The sequence below is a fragment of the Planomicrobium sp. MB-3u-38 genome (assembly GCF_002836425.1).
GTDB lineage: Bacteria > Bacillota > Bacilli > Bacillales_A > Planococcaceae > Planococcus > Planococcus okeanokoites.
In genome coordinates this window covers 323,981-338,185 of record NZ_PJBO01000001.1, presented here as the reverse complement: position 1 = coordinate 338,185, position 14,205 = coordinate 323,981, and the positions used below count along the sequence as shown (strand labels likewise).

Below are 14,205 nucleotides of genomic sequence, written 5' to 3'. Positions count from 1 at the left end.
CTCCTCTCGCTGTTCTCAGATGAATATTCCTGAAGGAAAACGGACATACAGCACGTTTTCGAAAAAGAAGTAAATGGTCAATGTAAGAATTACCGCGACTGCGGAGATGGTCATTACTTCTTTTCGCTTCCGGTAGCCGATTAAAATGGCAGCGCCGATAATGAAGAGGATCGTAGAAACGACAAAGCCGATAAACTGAAGCAAAAAGATATATACGAAAAATACCACTGTTGTTAAAATGACCAGTCTGTATTCTCGATAAAATGAACCCATTTTTTCTTTGTTGCTGACTTTATCCTCAACCGGCTTCCTCTTCCGCAATTCCAGTACTTTTGAAAGAATTAAGATGAGTGACAATAAAATCAGCAACCCTGCTATCAGTCTCGGAAAAGAACCTGCATTGAAAAATGCTTCATTCAATGAAGGCAGGTCACCGCCCTGTACATAGATAATGAGGCCCAAGGCAATCAAGGCCAATCCAATTATTATTTCTCCCATATGCCATCCCGCTTTCTGATTTTTTTCGCCCACGATCTCATTAGCAAAAAAAGGAGGGTCAGTTCACCCTCCTTCCACCCCGCACATGACTTCTGCAGGACTAACTTGCTTACTCGGAAATTTCAGAGACGATTTCGCTGATCAATTCATTTTGTTTGTCAAGGTATTCGCGGTAGGCGTCTGGCCCCATGTAATTGACAGACGATCCGACATTATTGACTGCTTCAATGTATTCCTGGTCCTCAGCAGTTGCTTCAAAAGCTGCTGCCAGTTCTTCGATGATTGCAGGATCTGTTCCTTCAGGTGCTACATAACCACGGTTGATGCTCATATTGATATCGTAGCCTTCTTCCTGGAAAGTAGGAACATCCGGCAAGTTTTCAACTCGCTCATCCGTACCGATGGCGATAAATTTCATAAGGCCCGCTTCAACAAATTCATTGGCAGAAGAATAATCGACAATTGCTGCGTCAATATGGCCGCCTGAAAGTGCTTGGATCGCTTCACTTAATCCTTCATAGCCCACCAGGTTGTAGTTGATCTCAAGCTCTTTACCTAATTGCTCCACCCATACGCGTGGAATGCCTGCCACTGTTCCGCCAAAACGGATTTCATTTTCCTTGCCGTAAGCCACAAATTCCTCAAGGGTATCTGCTTCGAAATCGCTCGGCACCGCTAAAATCTGGTCGGAAGAAGACATCGCAGCAATCGGTATGAACGTATCATAATTGATCGTTGTGATATCAGTATGATGTGCCACCAGCAGCCCTTCATGGATTTGGCCTATATTATAGCCGTTGGCTTCTTTCTCAGCCAGTTCTTCAAGGCCCACAGTGCCGCCCACTCCAGGAGAATTGATGACAACAAACGAAGTATCCAGGTTTTGTTCTGTATGCTGAGCAACCAGTCTGCCTTCGATGTCGCTGCCGCCACCTGGAGACCACGGGATAGTCAGTTCAATTTCACGTTCTGGATATGATTCAGCAGAACCGCCGCTTTCTTCGCCGCAAGCCGTCAGACCAAGCGCTGTCAAAGCCATAGCGGCTGTCATCATCGTTTTTTTAAATGTTTTATTGATCATATCAATTCTCCCCTTTGTTTTAAATTCCGGTGACCGCTCCGTATGCTAGAGCCAACGCAATTACCGCTGCCGGATGCACTTTCATCCGCTCCAGCATCAAATAACTTATAGCCATTATAGCAACAGTCTGAATATTTCCAAGTGCGGATTGAGATTCAATTACAAATTGCAATGTCATAAAGCCAATGAGCACAGCGATGACCGGCTTCACCACTTTCGAAATATTTTTTACTTCCGCTGAATCCTTATATTTAAACAGAATCGCCATTAATCCAAGCATCAGGATAAGGGATGGTGCGATTGTGCCGAACAGGCCGATAAACGCTCCCAGCAATCCGCCTTCCATATAGCCGATATAGCCTGCCATTTTTGTGGCGATTGGGCCAGGAAGTGCATTGCCGAGTGCCAGCACTTCACCGAATTCTTGTGTCGACATCCAGCCATACCGCTCGACCACTTCTTCTTCAACGAGCGGAATGGATGCAGGACCGCCTCCATAACCCAGAATACCGGGTATGAAAAATGCAATGAAAATTTGCCAGTAAATCATTTACTCACCACCCTTTTAATAAAGGGAACCAGGACCACCGCAATGAGGGCCGCAATCAGAATTGCCGGATGAACTCCGAGGACTTCCATTACGATGATTGAAATCACGATGAGGAAAATAGCGACGCCCCAGCCAAGAGCTTTTTGAGATTGCTGGACGAAATTCCAGGTGAGGACTCCGAGCATAACCGCAACGACGGGTACGACTGTCTGAGACATATTCTGCACCCACGGTACATCTTTATAGCTCTGGAGCACACCAAGCAGCAGCACCATCAGGACCACTGTCGGAATGACCGACGCCGCGAGCGCAACAAGCAAGCCCCATAACCCGCCGATCTTGTAGCCAATATAGCCCGCCAGTTTTGTCGCGATCGGCCCCGGCATCGTGTTCGACAAAGCGATGGTATCGCCGAACTCATCGTCGTTCATCCAGTGGTAGCGTTCCACTACTTCTTTTTGAAGTAGCGGTATGACTGCGGGCCCTCCTCCGAATCCCAGCATCCCTGATCGGAAAAACGCCATAAAGACGTTGCTGTATCGAATTTTATCTGTTTTTACCAAGCTGCAACCGCTCCGTCCGTCCGAGATTCGGTTCCGCCGGCAAGCACCCCCGTCTCTGGATTTCTCCAGATGATTTGTCCTCTTCCAAAGGTGCCGCCATCCGGCAATACTTCAATGTCGTGGCCTTTGCGCTGCAATGCCTGAACGAGGTAATTTGGGAATTCAGGCTCCACGTGAATTTTCTTGCCGCCGACCCATTGCCATCTCGGCATATCGAGGGCTGCCTGCGGGTTAAGCAGGTAATCCAGCGTATTCACCACAACCTGGAAATGTCCTTGAGGCTGCATATAGCCGCCCATCACTCCGAACGGTCCGACGGCTTTTCCGTCTTTTGTCAGGAAGCCTGGAATGATTGTATGGAATGTTTTCTTGCCCGGCTTCAGCACATTCGGATGGCTTTCATCGAGTGAGAAATCTGCTCCGCGATTCTGCAGGCCTATGCCCGTTCCCGGGATGACGATTCCGGAGCCGAAGCCCATGTAATTGCTTTGAATAAAGGAAACCATATTGCCTTCCGCGTCAGCTGTCGACAAGTAAACTGTCCCGCCTGCCGGAAGATCGTAGGGCACCGGTTCGATTGCCGTGTCGCCGAGAAGAACCGCCCGTTTTTTGGCGTATTCTTCAGACAGCAGATGTTCCGCTGTTACCGGCATATGTTGTTGTTCAGTGATAAATGCCTGGCCGTCCGTATACGCCAGTTTCATCGATTCAATCTGCTGATGAAATGTCTTCGCCGATTGCCATTCAGGTGCGTCGAGCTGACTGAAAATATTCAGCGCCATCTGCGCGACCATGCCTTGCCCGTTCGGTGGAATTTCCCACACTTCGTGGCCTTTGTAAGTCGTTGAGATCGGCTCCACCCATTCCGGCTGATAGCTGGCAAGATCTTCTTTTCGCAGGAAGCCGCCATGTTCCTGCATGAATGCGTCGATCTCGTCGGCAATAGAACCTTCGTAAAACTCTCGGGCATCGCTTTCGCCAATTTTACGAAGCGTCTCTGCGTGACCTGGCGACTTCCAAACTTCTCCGATTGCTGGCGCTTTACCATCTGGCGCAAACGTCTCAAACCAGCCTTCGAATTCTTTTGCCGTAAATGATCCTTTGAAACTGTTATAGGCTTTTTGCCAGAATTTCCCGAGAATTGGCGTCAGCGGATAGCCCTCTTCGGCGTAGCTGATTGCCGGCTGCAGTGTTTCAAGCAATGAAAGTTTGCCGAATTTTCGTGAAAGCTCCGCCCAGGCAGCGGGGACACCCGGCACCGTTACCGGAACCAGGCCGTGCACCGGCATCTTATCGTGGCCGTGGCCTTTCACGGCTTCTATGGTCAATCCTTTTGGCGAAGGCCCTGAGGCATTCAATCCGTATAACTCGCCCTTCACCCATACCAATGCAAAAGCGTCCCCGCCGATGCCATTCGATGTCGGTTCGAGCACCGTCAAGGATGCGGCTGTTGCAATCGCCGCATCAATGGCATTGCCGCCTTTTTTCATAATTTCAATTCCCGCCTGTGCCGCTAGGGGCTGTGAAGTTGCCACCATACCTTTTTTTGCGAATACTGTATTTCTCTTAGATGGAAACGGGTGATTTAAATAATCCAAAATCTCTCCTCCTGACTAATGTTTACAGATCTGATGAACTTTCCGTTTCTAGCTGTTTCATTTTTTTCGTATATCTGATTTCAGTGATGATTCCATACAGAATAGATAGGATTGCCAATACAAGTATGACTCCTGATAAAGGACGAGTGAAAAAAAGCGTCAAATCCGAGCTTGTAGCTACCGCTCTCCGTAAATTTTCTTCTGTCAAAGGACCAAGTATTATGCCGAGCACAAAAGCCGGGAGTGAAAAACCTGAGTTTTTCATCAAATAACCGATTACACCGAACAGCAAGAGAACCCAGATGTCAAAAACCCTGTTGTTTAATGCAAAACTTCCTAAAGCACATAAGATTATGACGACCGGCAACAGGAAGTGCATTGGAATATCATTGATTTTCAAAAATAATCTTATGCCCAGAGACTGGACGACCAGCATCAATATAGCTGAGATAAAGAAAGATAGGAAAATGCCGTATGCCAGTACCGGCTGAGATACGAAAAAATACGGACCTGGCTGGATTCCATGGACCAGTAATGCGCCCATCATCATAACCGTAACAGCACTTCCAGGTATCCCCAGTGCCAGCGTCGGAATCAACGCACCACCTTCTGAGGAATTATTTGCCGTTTCAGCGGCAATAACTCCATCTTTCGTTCCAGTTCCATAAAGTTCTGGTTTTTTGGATAGTTTCTTTGCAACGTCATAACTCATGATATTGGCAATGCTCGAACCTGCTCCCGGAAGAGCACCAATGATTGTTCCGATAATAGAAGAACGAATAACGTTCACAAAAGAGCCGCCCATATCTTTCAATGTTTTCCCTATCGGATATGACAGACTGATTTTCGTATCGACTTCACTTTTTCCACCTGAATGCTTGCCAATTTCAGATAATAACTGGGAAAAAGCAAAAATACCGATCAGTACTGGGAGATAGCTGAAACCTGCCATCATTGATACTGCTCCAAACGTAAACCTCTCAGTGCCAAGAACCGGATCCAGCCCGAACATTCCAAAGAACATTCCCAGCAAACCTGCCAAGATCCCTTTGATCAAGCTGCCATTTCCGAGACTCGCGATTGCACTTAAACCTAATACCATCAGTGCGAAAAATTCCCAAGGTCCAAATTGAATAGCCCATTGAGATAATAGAGGCGCCCCGATTATCAATATGGCTCCACCAATCAAAGAACCAAAAAATGAAGACCATAAGCCGATTGCCAAAGCACGCCCCGGTTCACCTTTCTTAGCCATCGGAAAACCATCAAATGTAGTGGCCACCGACGAAGGTGTTCCCGGAATTCCAAGCAGGATGGATGAAATCAGGCCACCCGAAGCTCCTCCCAGCCAGACACCCATCATCAACGCAATTCCTGATAAAGGCTCCAATCCGAAGCTGAACGGCAAAGTTAAAGCAACGGCCATCGTAATAGTAAAACCCGGTATTGAACCGAAGATTATACCCATAATTACTCCAATTAGCATTAAGAGCAATACTTCCCATTGAGTAACTGCCTGCAGACTCATCATTAAATTCCCCAAAATCTCACCTCTTTAGAAAAATAGCCCTTTTGGCAGATACACTGACAGGAACCTCTCAAATATGAATGTCAGTGTTATTGAAACCACCAGCAAAAACCCTATCGATACAGCATGTTTCTTAACAGTCTTTTTAAGTGGCGTTGCAGTAATAGCGATTAAATAAACAATTGTCATAAATAGAAACGATGAAAAGGTGAAGCCTAAAATGTCTATCAGCAAAATATAGATTGCAAACAAGACAAATATCAACGGAACTTTCCACCATTTTCTTGATGGTCCTGATTCTTCACCTTGTTCGACTTTCTTCACGGCTGCACTTTTAATAAAGAACGATCTTATCAATAACAGCAGAGCAAGCGCTGCGATTCCGACAAGTAAAACCCGTGGAAAGAAAGTGGCTTCCAAGCCAGTCAAATTTTGATTGCTGATTCCAAAACTTTGATAGTAGAAGAACGCACAAAATACTAGAATAACAATACCTGCTATGCGGTCATGATTCATTTTCCGTCTCCCTCTCGCGATTCTTAGAACTTCATTTTTCAATAATATTCTGGCGGGTAAGCATTCCTTCCAGGTGTTCTACATCGTCCTCTAAGTAGTTCGTGTATTCTTCAGTGTCTTTATAATTCACATCGACTCCCATTGCTTCCATTTCTTTTATAAACTCAGGATTTTCAGCTACGTTCTTCAGCGCTTCGTCCATGACATCAACAATTTCCTGTGGAGTGTCTTTCGGGAAGAAGTAGCCCCGATTAGTCGCATTCACGAAATCAATGCCTTGCTCTTTTAAAGTAGGAATATCCGGTAATGCCGGATTTCTTTCTTCAGAAGCGATTCCCAGCATTTTTAATTGATTGGCTTTCATATATTCTTTCGCAGCAGGGATTGTAGTGGATCCGAGGTCCAAATGATTCCCTAATAATGCCTGCGTACGCTGAGCCGTTCCTTCATAGGCTACGATATTGAACTTCACGTCCTGGCTATCCATTATTCCGAGTGGGACAATGTGTGTCGTTGATCCGATACTCGCTCCGAAACTTATGGATTCAGGGTTTTCTTTTAATTCATCGACAACGTCCTGCATATTTTCCCAATCGTTTGCCACGTTTGTCGCTATCAATTGATTTGCAGTCGTCATCAATGATACCGGTTCAAAATCATCGTATGAAAAATCTGCTTTGCCCATGAGATGGGATACTGCGATTGAATCGTGGCCAGCCAGCATGGAATACCCATCCGGATTTTGCTTCATAAATTCCTGAGCTCCGATGGTGCCGCCTCCGCCGCCCATATTCGTCACTACGATTTTCACATCCAACTCTTCTTCGAGATATTTATTGATGGTACGCGCTATTACATCAGAGTCCCCGCCTGCACCCCATGGAAGCATCAATTGAATTTGCTTGTTCGGATATCCCTCTGCCGTTTCTGCCGAACCAGAAGAACCTTCAGATGAACAACCTGCTAATAGTAATCCTGCAGCCACAGCTGCTGTGGCCGTCTTAAACATTTTCGACTTTATGAATATATTCATGAATTTTTTTCCCCCTCAGTTTTTTGTTTTTACTAGATTTATTATCTTATGAAGTTCTTTCGATGTATTTATACAATCCGCCCTCCAACCTTTTCAAAGAATAAATAATTGATAATTTAAACTTATTGCAATCTTACAAAACATTGTATGGATTAGTAAAATTAAATATATTTAATGTTATAATTAATAAAACTCAATATGGAGGTGTACCATGGAACACAAACTTGAAATCTTTGTCACGACAGCCGAACAGAAAAGCTTTACCCGGGCGGCTGAATTACTGCATATGACGCCCTCTGCCATCAGTCTGAGCATTAAAGCTTTAGAAAGTAAACTTGAGTGCCGACTCTTCGATCGGACCAACAAATATGTCGAATTGACACCAGAAGGCTCAGTTGTATACACCCATGCAAAAGAGATTCTTATGCAATACCATGATATGACACAATCACTTATTAACTTGGATCCTTCAAAGAATATACCGATTTCGATAGGCGCCGCTTATACATTCGGTGAATATTTCCTTCCCGCCATCCTTTATGCTTTTAATAAGAAACATCCCAATATCCTTCCTAATATCACCATTCAGAATTCTAAAGTCATTGCGGAACAAATTCACAAACAGGAACTTGACATCGGCTTTATCGTTGAAGCTGATGTCGCCGAATATGATGTCGATGTCAATCTGTTTTCAGAGGAGATGATGCTTATTGTGGCTCGTCCCGACCATCCTATCAATAAAAACTCATCCATTGATATGAAAATGCTGGAAGCAGAAACCTGGATCATCCGTGAAGAAGGTTCAGGAACTCGAGATGTCACTAATAAATTCTTCTCCCAGCTCGGCATTGCGCCAAAACGCATCATGAGTTTCGGAAGCTCGCAGACCATTAAGGAGTCGGTGGCACTCGGGCTTGGAGTCTCATACCTGTCGGAATCGGTCATTAAATCCGATGTACAGGTCGGCACGCTAAAGGGCGTCAGTCTTAGTGATTACCCAAATGAAACCAGTTTCCATTACATCACCCACCAATCGAAACTACACACACAGGCCGTGCAGATCTTTAAAGAATTTTTAGATTCCTATGTACTCGGCGAGAAAATTTCTGTCCACACCAAAAAGAAAATTAAATAAAACTATTGCAGAATTCATAGGAATGTTGATTCCCCATAAATGCGTGTCCACGAAAAAAAGCTGTCTTCCTTTTAACAAGGAGACAGCTTTTTATCATCCCTTCAAATCCATCACCGGATTCACCAGCGTCTCAAATCCGTCAATGCGGCATTCCACCACATCGCCGTCACGGATGACGACGGCTCCCGGTGTGCCCGTCGAGATGATGTCTCCCGGCAAAAGCGTCATGACTTTTGAGTGGAAGGAAATCAGCTGCTGCGGCTGGAAGGTCATATTGGACACGAGGTTATCGCGATGGATTTCCCCGTTGATGACCGTCGCCACCTTTAGTTCGAGCACATCTTCCACTTCTTCCGCTGTCACGAGCTGCGGACCGAAACTGAAGAAGGTGTCGAAACTTTTTGCCCGCGTCAGATAACGCGGGTTTTTCTGGAGAATGTCTTCCGCGGTCATGTCGATGATGGTGGTGTAGCCCGAAATGACGCTGAGCGCCTCTTCCTCTTCAACGTCCTTGCAAATCTTGCCGATGATGATGCCAAGTTCAGACTCCGCCGTTGTCCGCTCGGATTGCAGCGGCACACGGATCGTGTCTCCGGGTCCGATGATCGTCGTATCAGGTTTCATGAAACTGGCCGGCTCCGTGTTCGGCGAGACTTCGCTGAGGTCTGCGGCATGTTCGACGTAATTCAGCCCGATGCCCCAAATTTTGCGCGGATGGCGGTAAAGCGGACCGAATTTGGCGCCCTGAATAACCAATTGCTCGAGCGCTTCCGTATTTTGTCCGGCGACCCATTCTTTGAATGGCTCCAATTTCTCGAGCGGCAGCAGGTCAAAAAGTTGTGGCGGCCACTGCTGGCCAAACTCTTTATTGATGGTTTCGACTGGAATTGCCCCAGCTGCTGTGACGACGGCAGCCGTCTCTTTTCCGTCCAGTCGAATGGTTGCTAAGCGCATATGTATCTACCCTTCCGTATCGTTAGTCTATAGAATAAAACCGCCGCCCACCAATGAGATGGACGGCGATTCCATTTTCCTTATTGTGCCGTGTAGCCGCCGTCCACCAGTATAGTGGCGCCTGTCATGAAATCATTTTCACTGAGGAAGATGATGGCATGCGCGATTTCGTCCGCTGTGCCGAGGCGTCCGATCGGATGTTTCTGGACCAGCTGATCGTAGAATTCCGGTCCCAGTGCGTCGCGGCTGACCATGCCGGATTCCACATAGCCCGGCGCCACTGCATTGACGCGGATATTTTTATTGGCATACTGTAGCGCCAGTGATTTGGTCATCAAGTTGACGGCCCCTTTTGAAGCATTATAGGCAAAAGCCCCGCCCTCCCCGACACTGCCCAGGATAGAAGCGGTGTTGACGATGACGCCGCCGCCGTTGTTCATCATGTGGCGAACGGCATGTTTCGAGCCGAAGAACACGCCATCCTGGTTTACCGCAATGACTTTGTGATAATCTTCATAGCTCAGTTCGTGTGTTTCGCCCAGTGCGCCGATCCCAGCATTATTCACCAGTATGTCGATGGTGCCAAACGTGTCGATGGCAAACTGAATCATGTTCTGAACCGATTCTTCGCTTGCCACGTCCACTTGGACAAATTCCACTTCGCCGCTGCCCTTCAGGTTTTCAGCTTCCTTCTTGCCGCCTTCTTCATTGAAGTCCGCAATCACCACTTTCGCGCCTTTTGCCAGATACGCTTTTGCTGCGGCAAGCCCGATTCCCGAAGCGCCGCCTGTCACTACTGCCACTTTTCCTGCTAAATCCATGTACGTGTCCTCCTTTTTTATGATGGTTCACTCTTATATTATCGAAATAGTTAATTTATTGATAATAAAATCACTTGTCTCTGCCATAAGTCTCTTCGTGTATACTGTTAGTTAAAAAGGGGGGATCCAGTTTGATCATACTTCGACGGCTCTATCTGCAGGCGACAAGCTTATCCTGGCTTATCCTTACGCTAAGCACGGTGCTGCTGATCGCTATCAGCACCCTGCTGCTGCCTGCAATTGAGCCATCCACTTTCACCAGCTATGCCGATTCGTTATGGTTCACGATGACGACCATGCTGACTGTGGGTTATGGTGACCTTTACCCTTCCACATCCGGCGGAAGAATCTTCACTGTCTTTTTCCTGTACATAATCGGCATCGGGCTGTTTGCATCATTTATCGGAAAGGCGTTTGAAAGTCTGAGCCTGCACAAAAAACGCGAAGAAAGGGGTGAGCTGATGTTTAAAGGAAAAAACCATATCGTCATCATCGATTGGTCCCACAAAGCTGAAAATGCAATTGCCGAAATTCTGAAACAGGATGACCAAACCGATGTTGTGGTGATCGACCGGCTGGATAAAGCGAAAGAGATCCACCCGCGCATCCATTACGTGAAAGGCAATGCCACCCACGAAGATGTGCTTCGCCAGGCCAATATCCAGCAGGCCAAGGCGGTGCTGATTTTTGCGGATGACCGGATTGAAGACCAGATGCTGACTGACGGAAAATCCCTGTTGATCGCCACTGCTGTGGAACGGATGTCGCCGGATGTCTTCACGACGGTCGAAGTGGAACGGGAAGAGCATCTCCCGAACTTCTCACATGTCAAAGTCGATAAGTTCATCATGTCCAACGGCACGATCGCCAGAATGGCCGTGAATTCCATTTTTACTGAAACAAGCGAAATGTAAAAAAGAACGCCGGGCTGGCCATTTTTAATGGCTTCACCGGCGTTCTTTTTACTTTACGAGCAGGATTCAATTTTCTTCGTCAGCACAAATCCCATTTGTTCAATAGCGATTTTCAGTGTCGCTTCCATTCTTTCGCCTTTCAGCGAATGGGCGAAATGCGGAACATTCAATGCGATGGATGGAGTGATTCCTGTAATGACCGGGGTCACACCCATGATTTTCAAGATTTTCACCAAATCCAGCAATGGCTGCTCGATTTGCGGATCGATTTCTGTGATTCCTGAAAAATCGATGATCAGAAAATCGAGCTCACCGCCTGCTTTATTGACTGTGTCCTCAATCATCTGTTTGGCACGTGTAAGAGTGATGTGGCCAATGATCGGCAGAATGGAGATGCCATCGGTCAAAGGAACAAGCGGAGAGGAAAGTTTCTGTATTTCCTTTTTGGCCGTTTCCAGTTCCAAAATATACGTCAGCAGTGAAGACATCATCTCGAACATTTCCTGGTCTTCCGGCGTGAAATCATACGGATGCTTATCCAAGCCGCAAATGGTGCCGTAGACCTTACCGTTTTCATAATAAATCGGGATGCCCATAAAAGAACCTTTATCGAAATTGGATGCAATTTCAAGAGTCTGGGCATTTTCATCCTTCGATATATCATCTATCCTGAGCACATCCTGCCCATGCTGGATCGAGAGGTTGCAGAAAGTCTGGTTCAAAGGCGACTCACTGCCTTCTTTAACCAATTCTTCGTCCCGATTAAAAGCTTTTGTGATGGTATTGGTTTCGCCGTCATTTTTCGCGATAAACAAAGTGTTGATATTCATACGGCCGCTTAACATTTTGAGCACCTGATTGGCTGCTTCATTGAAATTTTCGAATTGCCGGGACGAACCCGCAGTTGACTGTGCCATCATATTCCTCCATTTTGGGATTGTACTTTCTCTATATTGCTGCACTTTTACTTACGATCATTTTCAGACACCAACTAATATGATACCCGTCAACGATAAAGTATAACCTTTCAGTGTCAGAAATGCTCACTGGCACGTCCGGTTTCGGAAAGAATTTTCACAGTGGCTTGCCGTGCCGGGAAATCGACTGTTTCTTATGCCAGCCACCTGAAAATTTTCATGAATGAAGAAAAAGACCAGCAGCATAGTTTTTTGTTGCATTTGCAATAAAAATAGAGTAGATTTTATTTATACTAATTAGACGGAGGCTGTTTTCAATGACTGAAATTCTGCGTGAAATCGGCATGATTGCCCGGGCTTTGGATTCCATCAGCAATATCGAATTCAAAGAACTGGATCTGACCAAGGGCCAGTACCTCTATTTGGTACGGATCTGTGAGAATCCCGGAATCATCCAGGAACAATTGCTGGAATTGATAAAAGTGGACCGCTCTACAGCGACCCGCGCTATTCAAAAACTGGAGCTGAACGGTTTTATTGAAAAAGAGCCCGACACCGAAAATAAGAAGATCAAGCGATTGTTCCCGAGTGAAAAAGGAAAAGAAGCTTACCCTTTCATCAAAAGGGAAAATGAGCATTCCAATCACGTTGCGCTGGAAGGGTTCACTGAAACCGAGGCCGAACTGGCCGCCCTCCTGCTGCGACGGATTCGAAAGAATATTGAAAAGGATTGGGAATCGGTCAAAAAAGGACAAAAACGACATTATTAAAGGAGCGCGCTGCATATGCCATTAATCAAATGTACACCTGAACATCTGCCTGAACTTCAGGCCATAAGCCGGGAGACGTTCACTGAAACTTTCAAGGAGCAGAATTCGCCCGAACACTTGAATGCATACTTGGAGAAAGCCTATAATCAGGAGCAATTGGCGCTTGAACTGGAGAATCCGGAATCACGATTTTATTTCGTTCACAGCGACGACGAAGTCGCGGGCTATCTGAAAATCAATGTCGGCGAAGCGCAGTCGGAAAAGATGGGCGCTGATTCGCTTGAAGTCGAGCGTATTTATGTAAAGAAGAAGTTCCATAAAAAAGGGCTTGGCAAGCTCTTGCTGGAGAAAGCTTTTGATGTGGCGGCTGAACTGGAGAAGAAGAAAGTGTGGCTGGGCGTCTGGGAACATAACGAAAACGCCATTGCCTTCTATAAGCAGAAAGGATTTGTCCAAACCGGCGCGCATCCATTTTACATGGGCGACGACAAGCAAATCGATTTGATCATGACAAAAACAATGTGATGCTGTTATTCAGAAAGGCGGATTGAAATGTATATCCCAATGTTCTATAAAGTTACCGATATTGATGAGATAGTGGAATTTGTGCAGCATCATTCGTTCGGCACGCTTGTCACGACAAGAAAAGGCAGGCCTATCGCGACTCATTTGCCGCTGCAGCTGGTGAAAGAAGAGGAAGATTATTACGTAACCGGCCATATGGCATACGGAAATCCCCAGTGGCGGACTTTTGAGCAGGTTGAAGAAATATTGATCATGTTCCAGGGACCGCATTCCTATATCTCCTCTTCCTGGTACGAGCAGGAAAACGTCCCGACATGGAATTACCAGGCAGTCCATATATACGGCGCCGCCCAAATTCTGGACGGTGAAGAATTGAAGCGGGATTTGACGAAGCTGATGGAAAAATACGAGCACCACCGGCCGGATCCCGTTCTGTGGGACAAGCTGTCCCCTTCTCTATTAGAAACAGAAATGAAAGGCATTGTCGGCTTTAAGGTGAAGGTGAGCGATATCCAAGCTGCCTTCAAGATGAGCCAGAACCGCAACAACACCGATTACCGCAATATCATCGAGCAGCTGCGGAATGAAGGCAACGCGGAATCCAGCCGGATGGCGGATGAGATGGAGAAGAAAATGGAGGAGCGTTGAGCTTCTGGTTAAATATAAAAGCTGTCCTGTTGAATTTTCTCAACAGGACAGCTTTTTTGCTTGGAAATTTTTAATTTTCTTCTTCCTTATCACTCACTTCCGCCGAGATTACCAGCACCAGGAATGCAGTGACGATCAGAGCGATGGCCATGAT

General features: G+C 46.3%; 16 protein-coding genes. 5 read left to right on the top strand and 11 right to left on the bottom strand.

Annotation, left to right across the window (positions count from 1 at the left end; translation table 11 throughout):
- Nucleotides 1-15 precede the first annotated feature (15 nt).
- The 8 genes from CXF70_RS02000 to CXF70_RS01965 form a co-directional block, all read right to left on the bottom strand.
- The gene (locus CXF70_RS02000; RefSeq protein WP_133299076.1) at nucleotides 16-498 is read right to left on the bottom strand and encodes a tripartite tricarboxylate transporter TctB family protein; all 483 of its coding nucleotides are present in this window, start codon (nucleotides 496-498) and stop codon (nucleotides 16-18) included.
- 109 nt (nucleotides 499-607) lie between these two features.
- Nucleotides 608-1,579 (bottom strand): Bug family tripartite tricarboxylate transporter substrate binding protein, encoded by a 972-nt coding sequence (locus CXF70_RS01995; protein WP_101801288.1) that lies wholly within the window; start codon nucleotides 1,577-1,579, stop codon nucleotides 608-610.
- Between the two features lie 19 nt (nucleotides 1,580-1,598).
- Complete coding sequence (locus CXF70_RS01990) at nucleotides 1,599-2,129, bottom strand: chromate transporter (protein ID WP_101801287.1); 531 nt, start codon at nucleotides 2,127-2,129, stop codon at nucleotides 1,599-1,601.
- The gene (locus CXF70_RS01985; protein WP_101801339.1) at nucleotides 2,126-2,674 is read right to left on the bottom strand and encodes a chromate transporter; all 549 of its coding nucleotides are present in this window, start codon (nucleotides 2,672-2,674) and stop codon (nucleotides 2,126-2,128) included. Before CXF70_RS01985 ends, CXF70_RS01990 begins: the two co-directional genes overlap by 4 nt.
- Nucleotides 2,675-2,685: 11 nt before the next feature.
- Complete coding sequence (locus CXF70_RS01980; RefSeq protein ID WP_101801286.1) at nucleotides 2,686-4,290, bottom strand: gamma-glutamyltransferase family protein; 1,605 nt, start codon at nucleotides 4,288-4,290, stop codon at nucleotides 2,686-2,688.
- A 22-nt stretch (nucleotides 4,291-4,312) separates the two neighbouring features.
- Entirely contained in the window at nucleotides 4,313-5,833 is a 1,521-nt protein-coding gene (locus CXF70_RS01975) for a tripartite tricarboxylate transporter permease (RefSeq protein WP_101801285.1), read from the bottom strand.
- Nucleotides 5,834-5,845: 12 nt separating this feature from the next.
- On the bottom strand, nucleotides 5,846-6,334 hold the full coding sequence (locus CXF70_RS01970) for a tripartite tricarboxylate transporter TctB family protein (protein WP_101801284.1): 489 nt from the start codon (nucleotides 6,332-6,334) through the stop codon (nucleotides 5,846-5,848).
- Nucleotides 6,335-6,365: 31 nt separating this feature from the next.
- Entirely contained in the window at nucleotides 6,366-7,367 is a 1,002-nt protein-coding gene (locus CXF70_RS01965) for a tripartite tricarboxylate transporter substrate binding protein (protein WP_233208516.1), read from the bottom strand.
- 211 nt (nucleotides 7,368-7,578) lie between these two features.
- On the opposite strand from CXF70_RS01965, the gene CXF70_RS01960 reads away from it, so the two are divergent.
- Nucleotides 7,579-8,502: a LysR family transcriptional regulator gene (locus CXF70_RS01960; protein WP_101801283.1), complete on the top strand. Its 924-nt coding sequence runs from the start codon at nucleotides 7,579-7,581 to the stop codon at nucleotides 8,500-8,502.
- Nucleotides 8,503-8,595: 93 nt separating this feature from the next.
- Here the strand turns inward: CXF70_RS01960 and CXF70_RS01955 are convergent, their stop codons facing one another.
- Both CXF70_RS01955 and CXF70_RS01950 read right to left on the bottom strand, forming a co-directional pair.
- The gene (locus tag CXF70_RS01955; RefSeq protein WP_101801282.1) at nucleotides 8,596-9,456 is read right to left on the bottom strand and encodes a fumarylacetoacetate hydrolase family protein; all 861 of its coding nucleotides are present in this window, start codon (nucleotides 9,454-9,456) and stop codon (nucleotides 8,596-8,598) included.
- Nucleotides 9,457-9,536: 80 nt separating this feature from the next.
- On the bottom strand, nucleotides 9,537-10,277 hold the full coding sequence (locus CXF70_RS01950; protein WP_084243776.1) for an SDR family NAD(P)-dependent oxidoreductase: 741 nt from the start codon (nucleotides 10,275-10,277) through the stop codon (nucleotides 9,537-9,539).
- Between the two features lie 131 nt (nucleotides 10,278-10,408).
- On the opposite strand from CXF70_RS01950, the gene CXF70_RS01945 reads away from it, so the two are divergent.
- Nucleotides 10,409-11,191, top strand: coding sequence for a potassium channel family protein (locus CXF70_RS01945; protein WP_101801281.1), 783 nt, complete (start codon nucleotides 10,409-10,411; stop codon nucleotides 11,189-11,191).
- A 53-nt stretch (nucleotides 11,192-11,244) separates the two neighbouring features.
- Here CXF70_RS01945 and CXF70_RS01940 read toward each other — a convergent pair whose 3' ends face one another.
- Entirely contained in the window at nucleotides 11,245-12,108 is an 864-nt protein-coding gene (locus tag CXF70_RS01940; RefSeq protein WP_101801280.1) for a GAF domain-containing protein, read from the bottom strand.
- 317 nt (nucleotides 12,109-12,425) lie between these two features.
- Between CXF70_RS01940 and CXF70_RS01935 the strand changes: the two genes are divergently transcribed.
- Genes CXF70_RS01935 through CXF70_RS01925 form a run of 3 tightly spaced genes read left to right on the top strand, consistent with a single transcriptional unit; the run spans nucleotide 12,426 to nucleotide 14,051 of the window.
- A complete protein-coding gene (locus CXF70_RS01935) occupies nucleotides 12,426-12,878 on the top strand; it encodes a MarR family winged helix-turn-helix transcriptional regulator (RefSeq protein WP_101801279.1) in 453 nt (150 codons plus the stop codon).
- A gap of 9 nt (nucleotides 12,879-12,887) precedes the next feature.
- Nucleotides 12,888-13,403 (top strand): spermidine/spermine N(1)-acetyltransferase, encoded by a 516-nt coding sequence (gene paiA, locus CXF70_RS01930; RefSeq protein WP_101801278.1) that lies wholly within the window; start codon nucleotides 12,888-12,890, stop codon nucleotides 13,401-13,403.
- A 27-nt stretch (nucleotides 13,404-13,430) separates the two neighbouring features.
- On the top strand, nucleotides 13,431-14,051 hold the full coding sequence (locus tag CXF70_RS01925) for an FMN-binding negative transcriptional regulator (protein WP_101801277.1): 621 nt from the start codon (nucleotides 13,431-13,433) through the stop codon (nucleotides 14,049-14,051).
- Nucleotides 14,052-14,205: the final 154 nt, after the last annotated feature.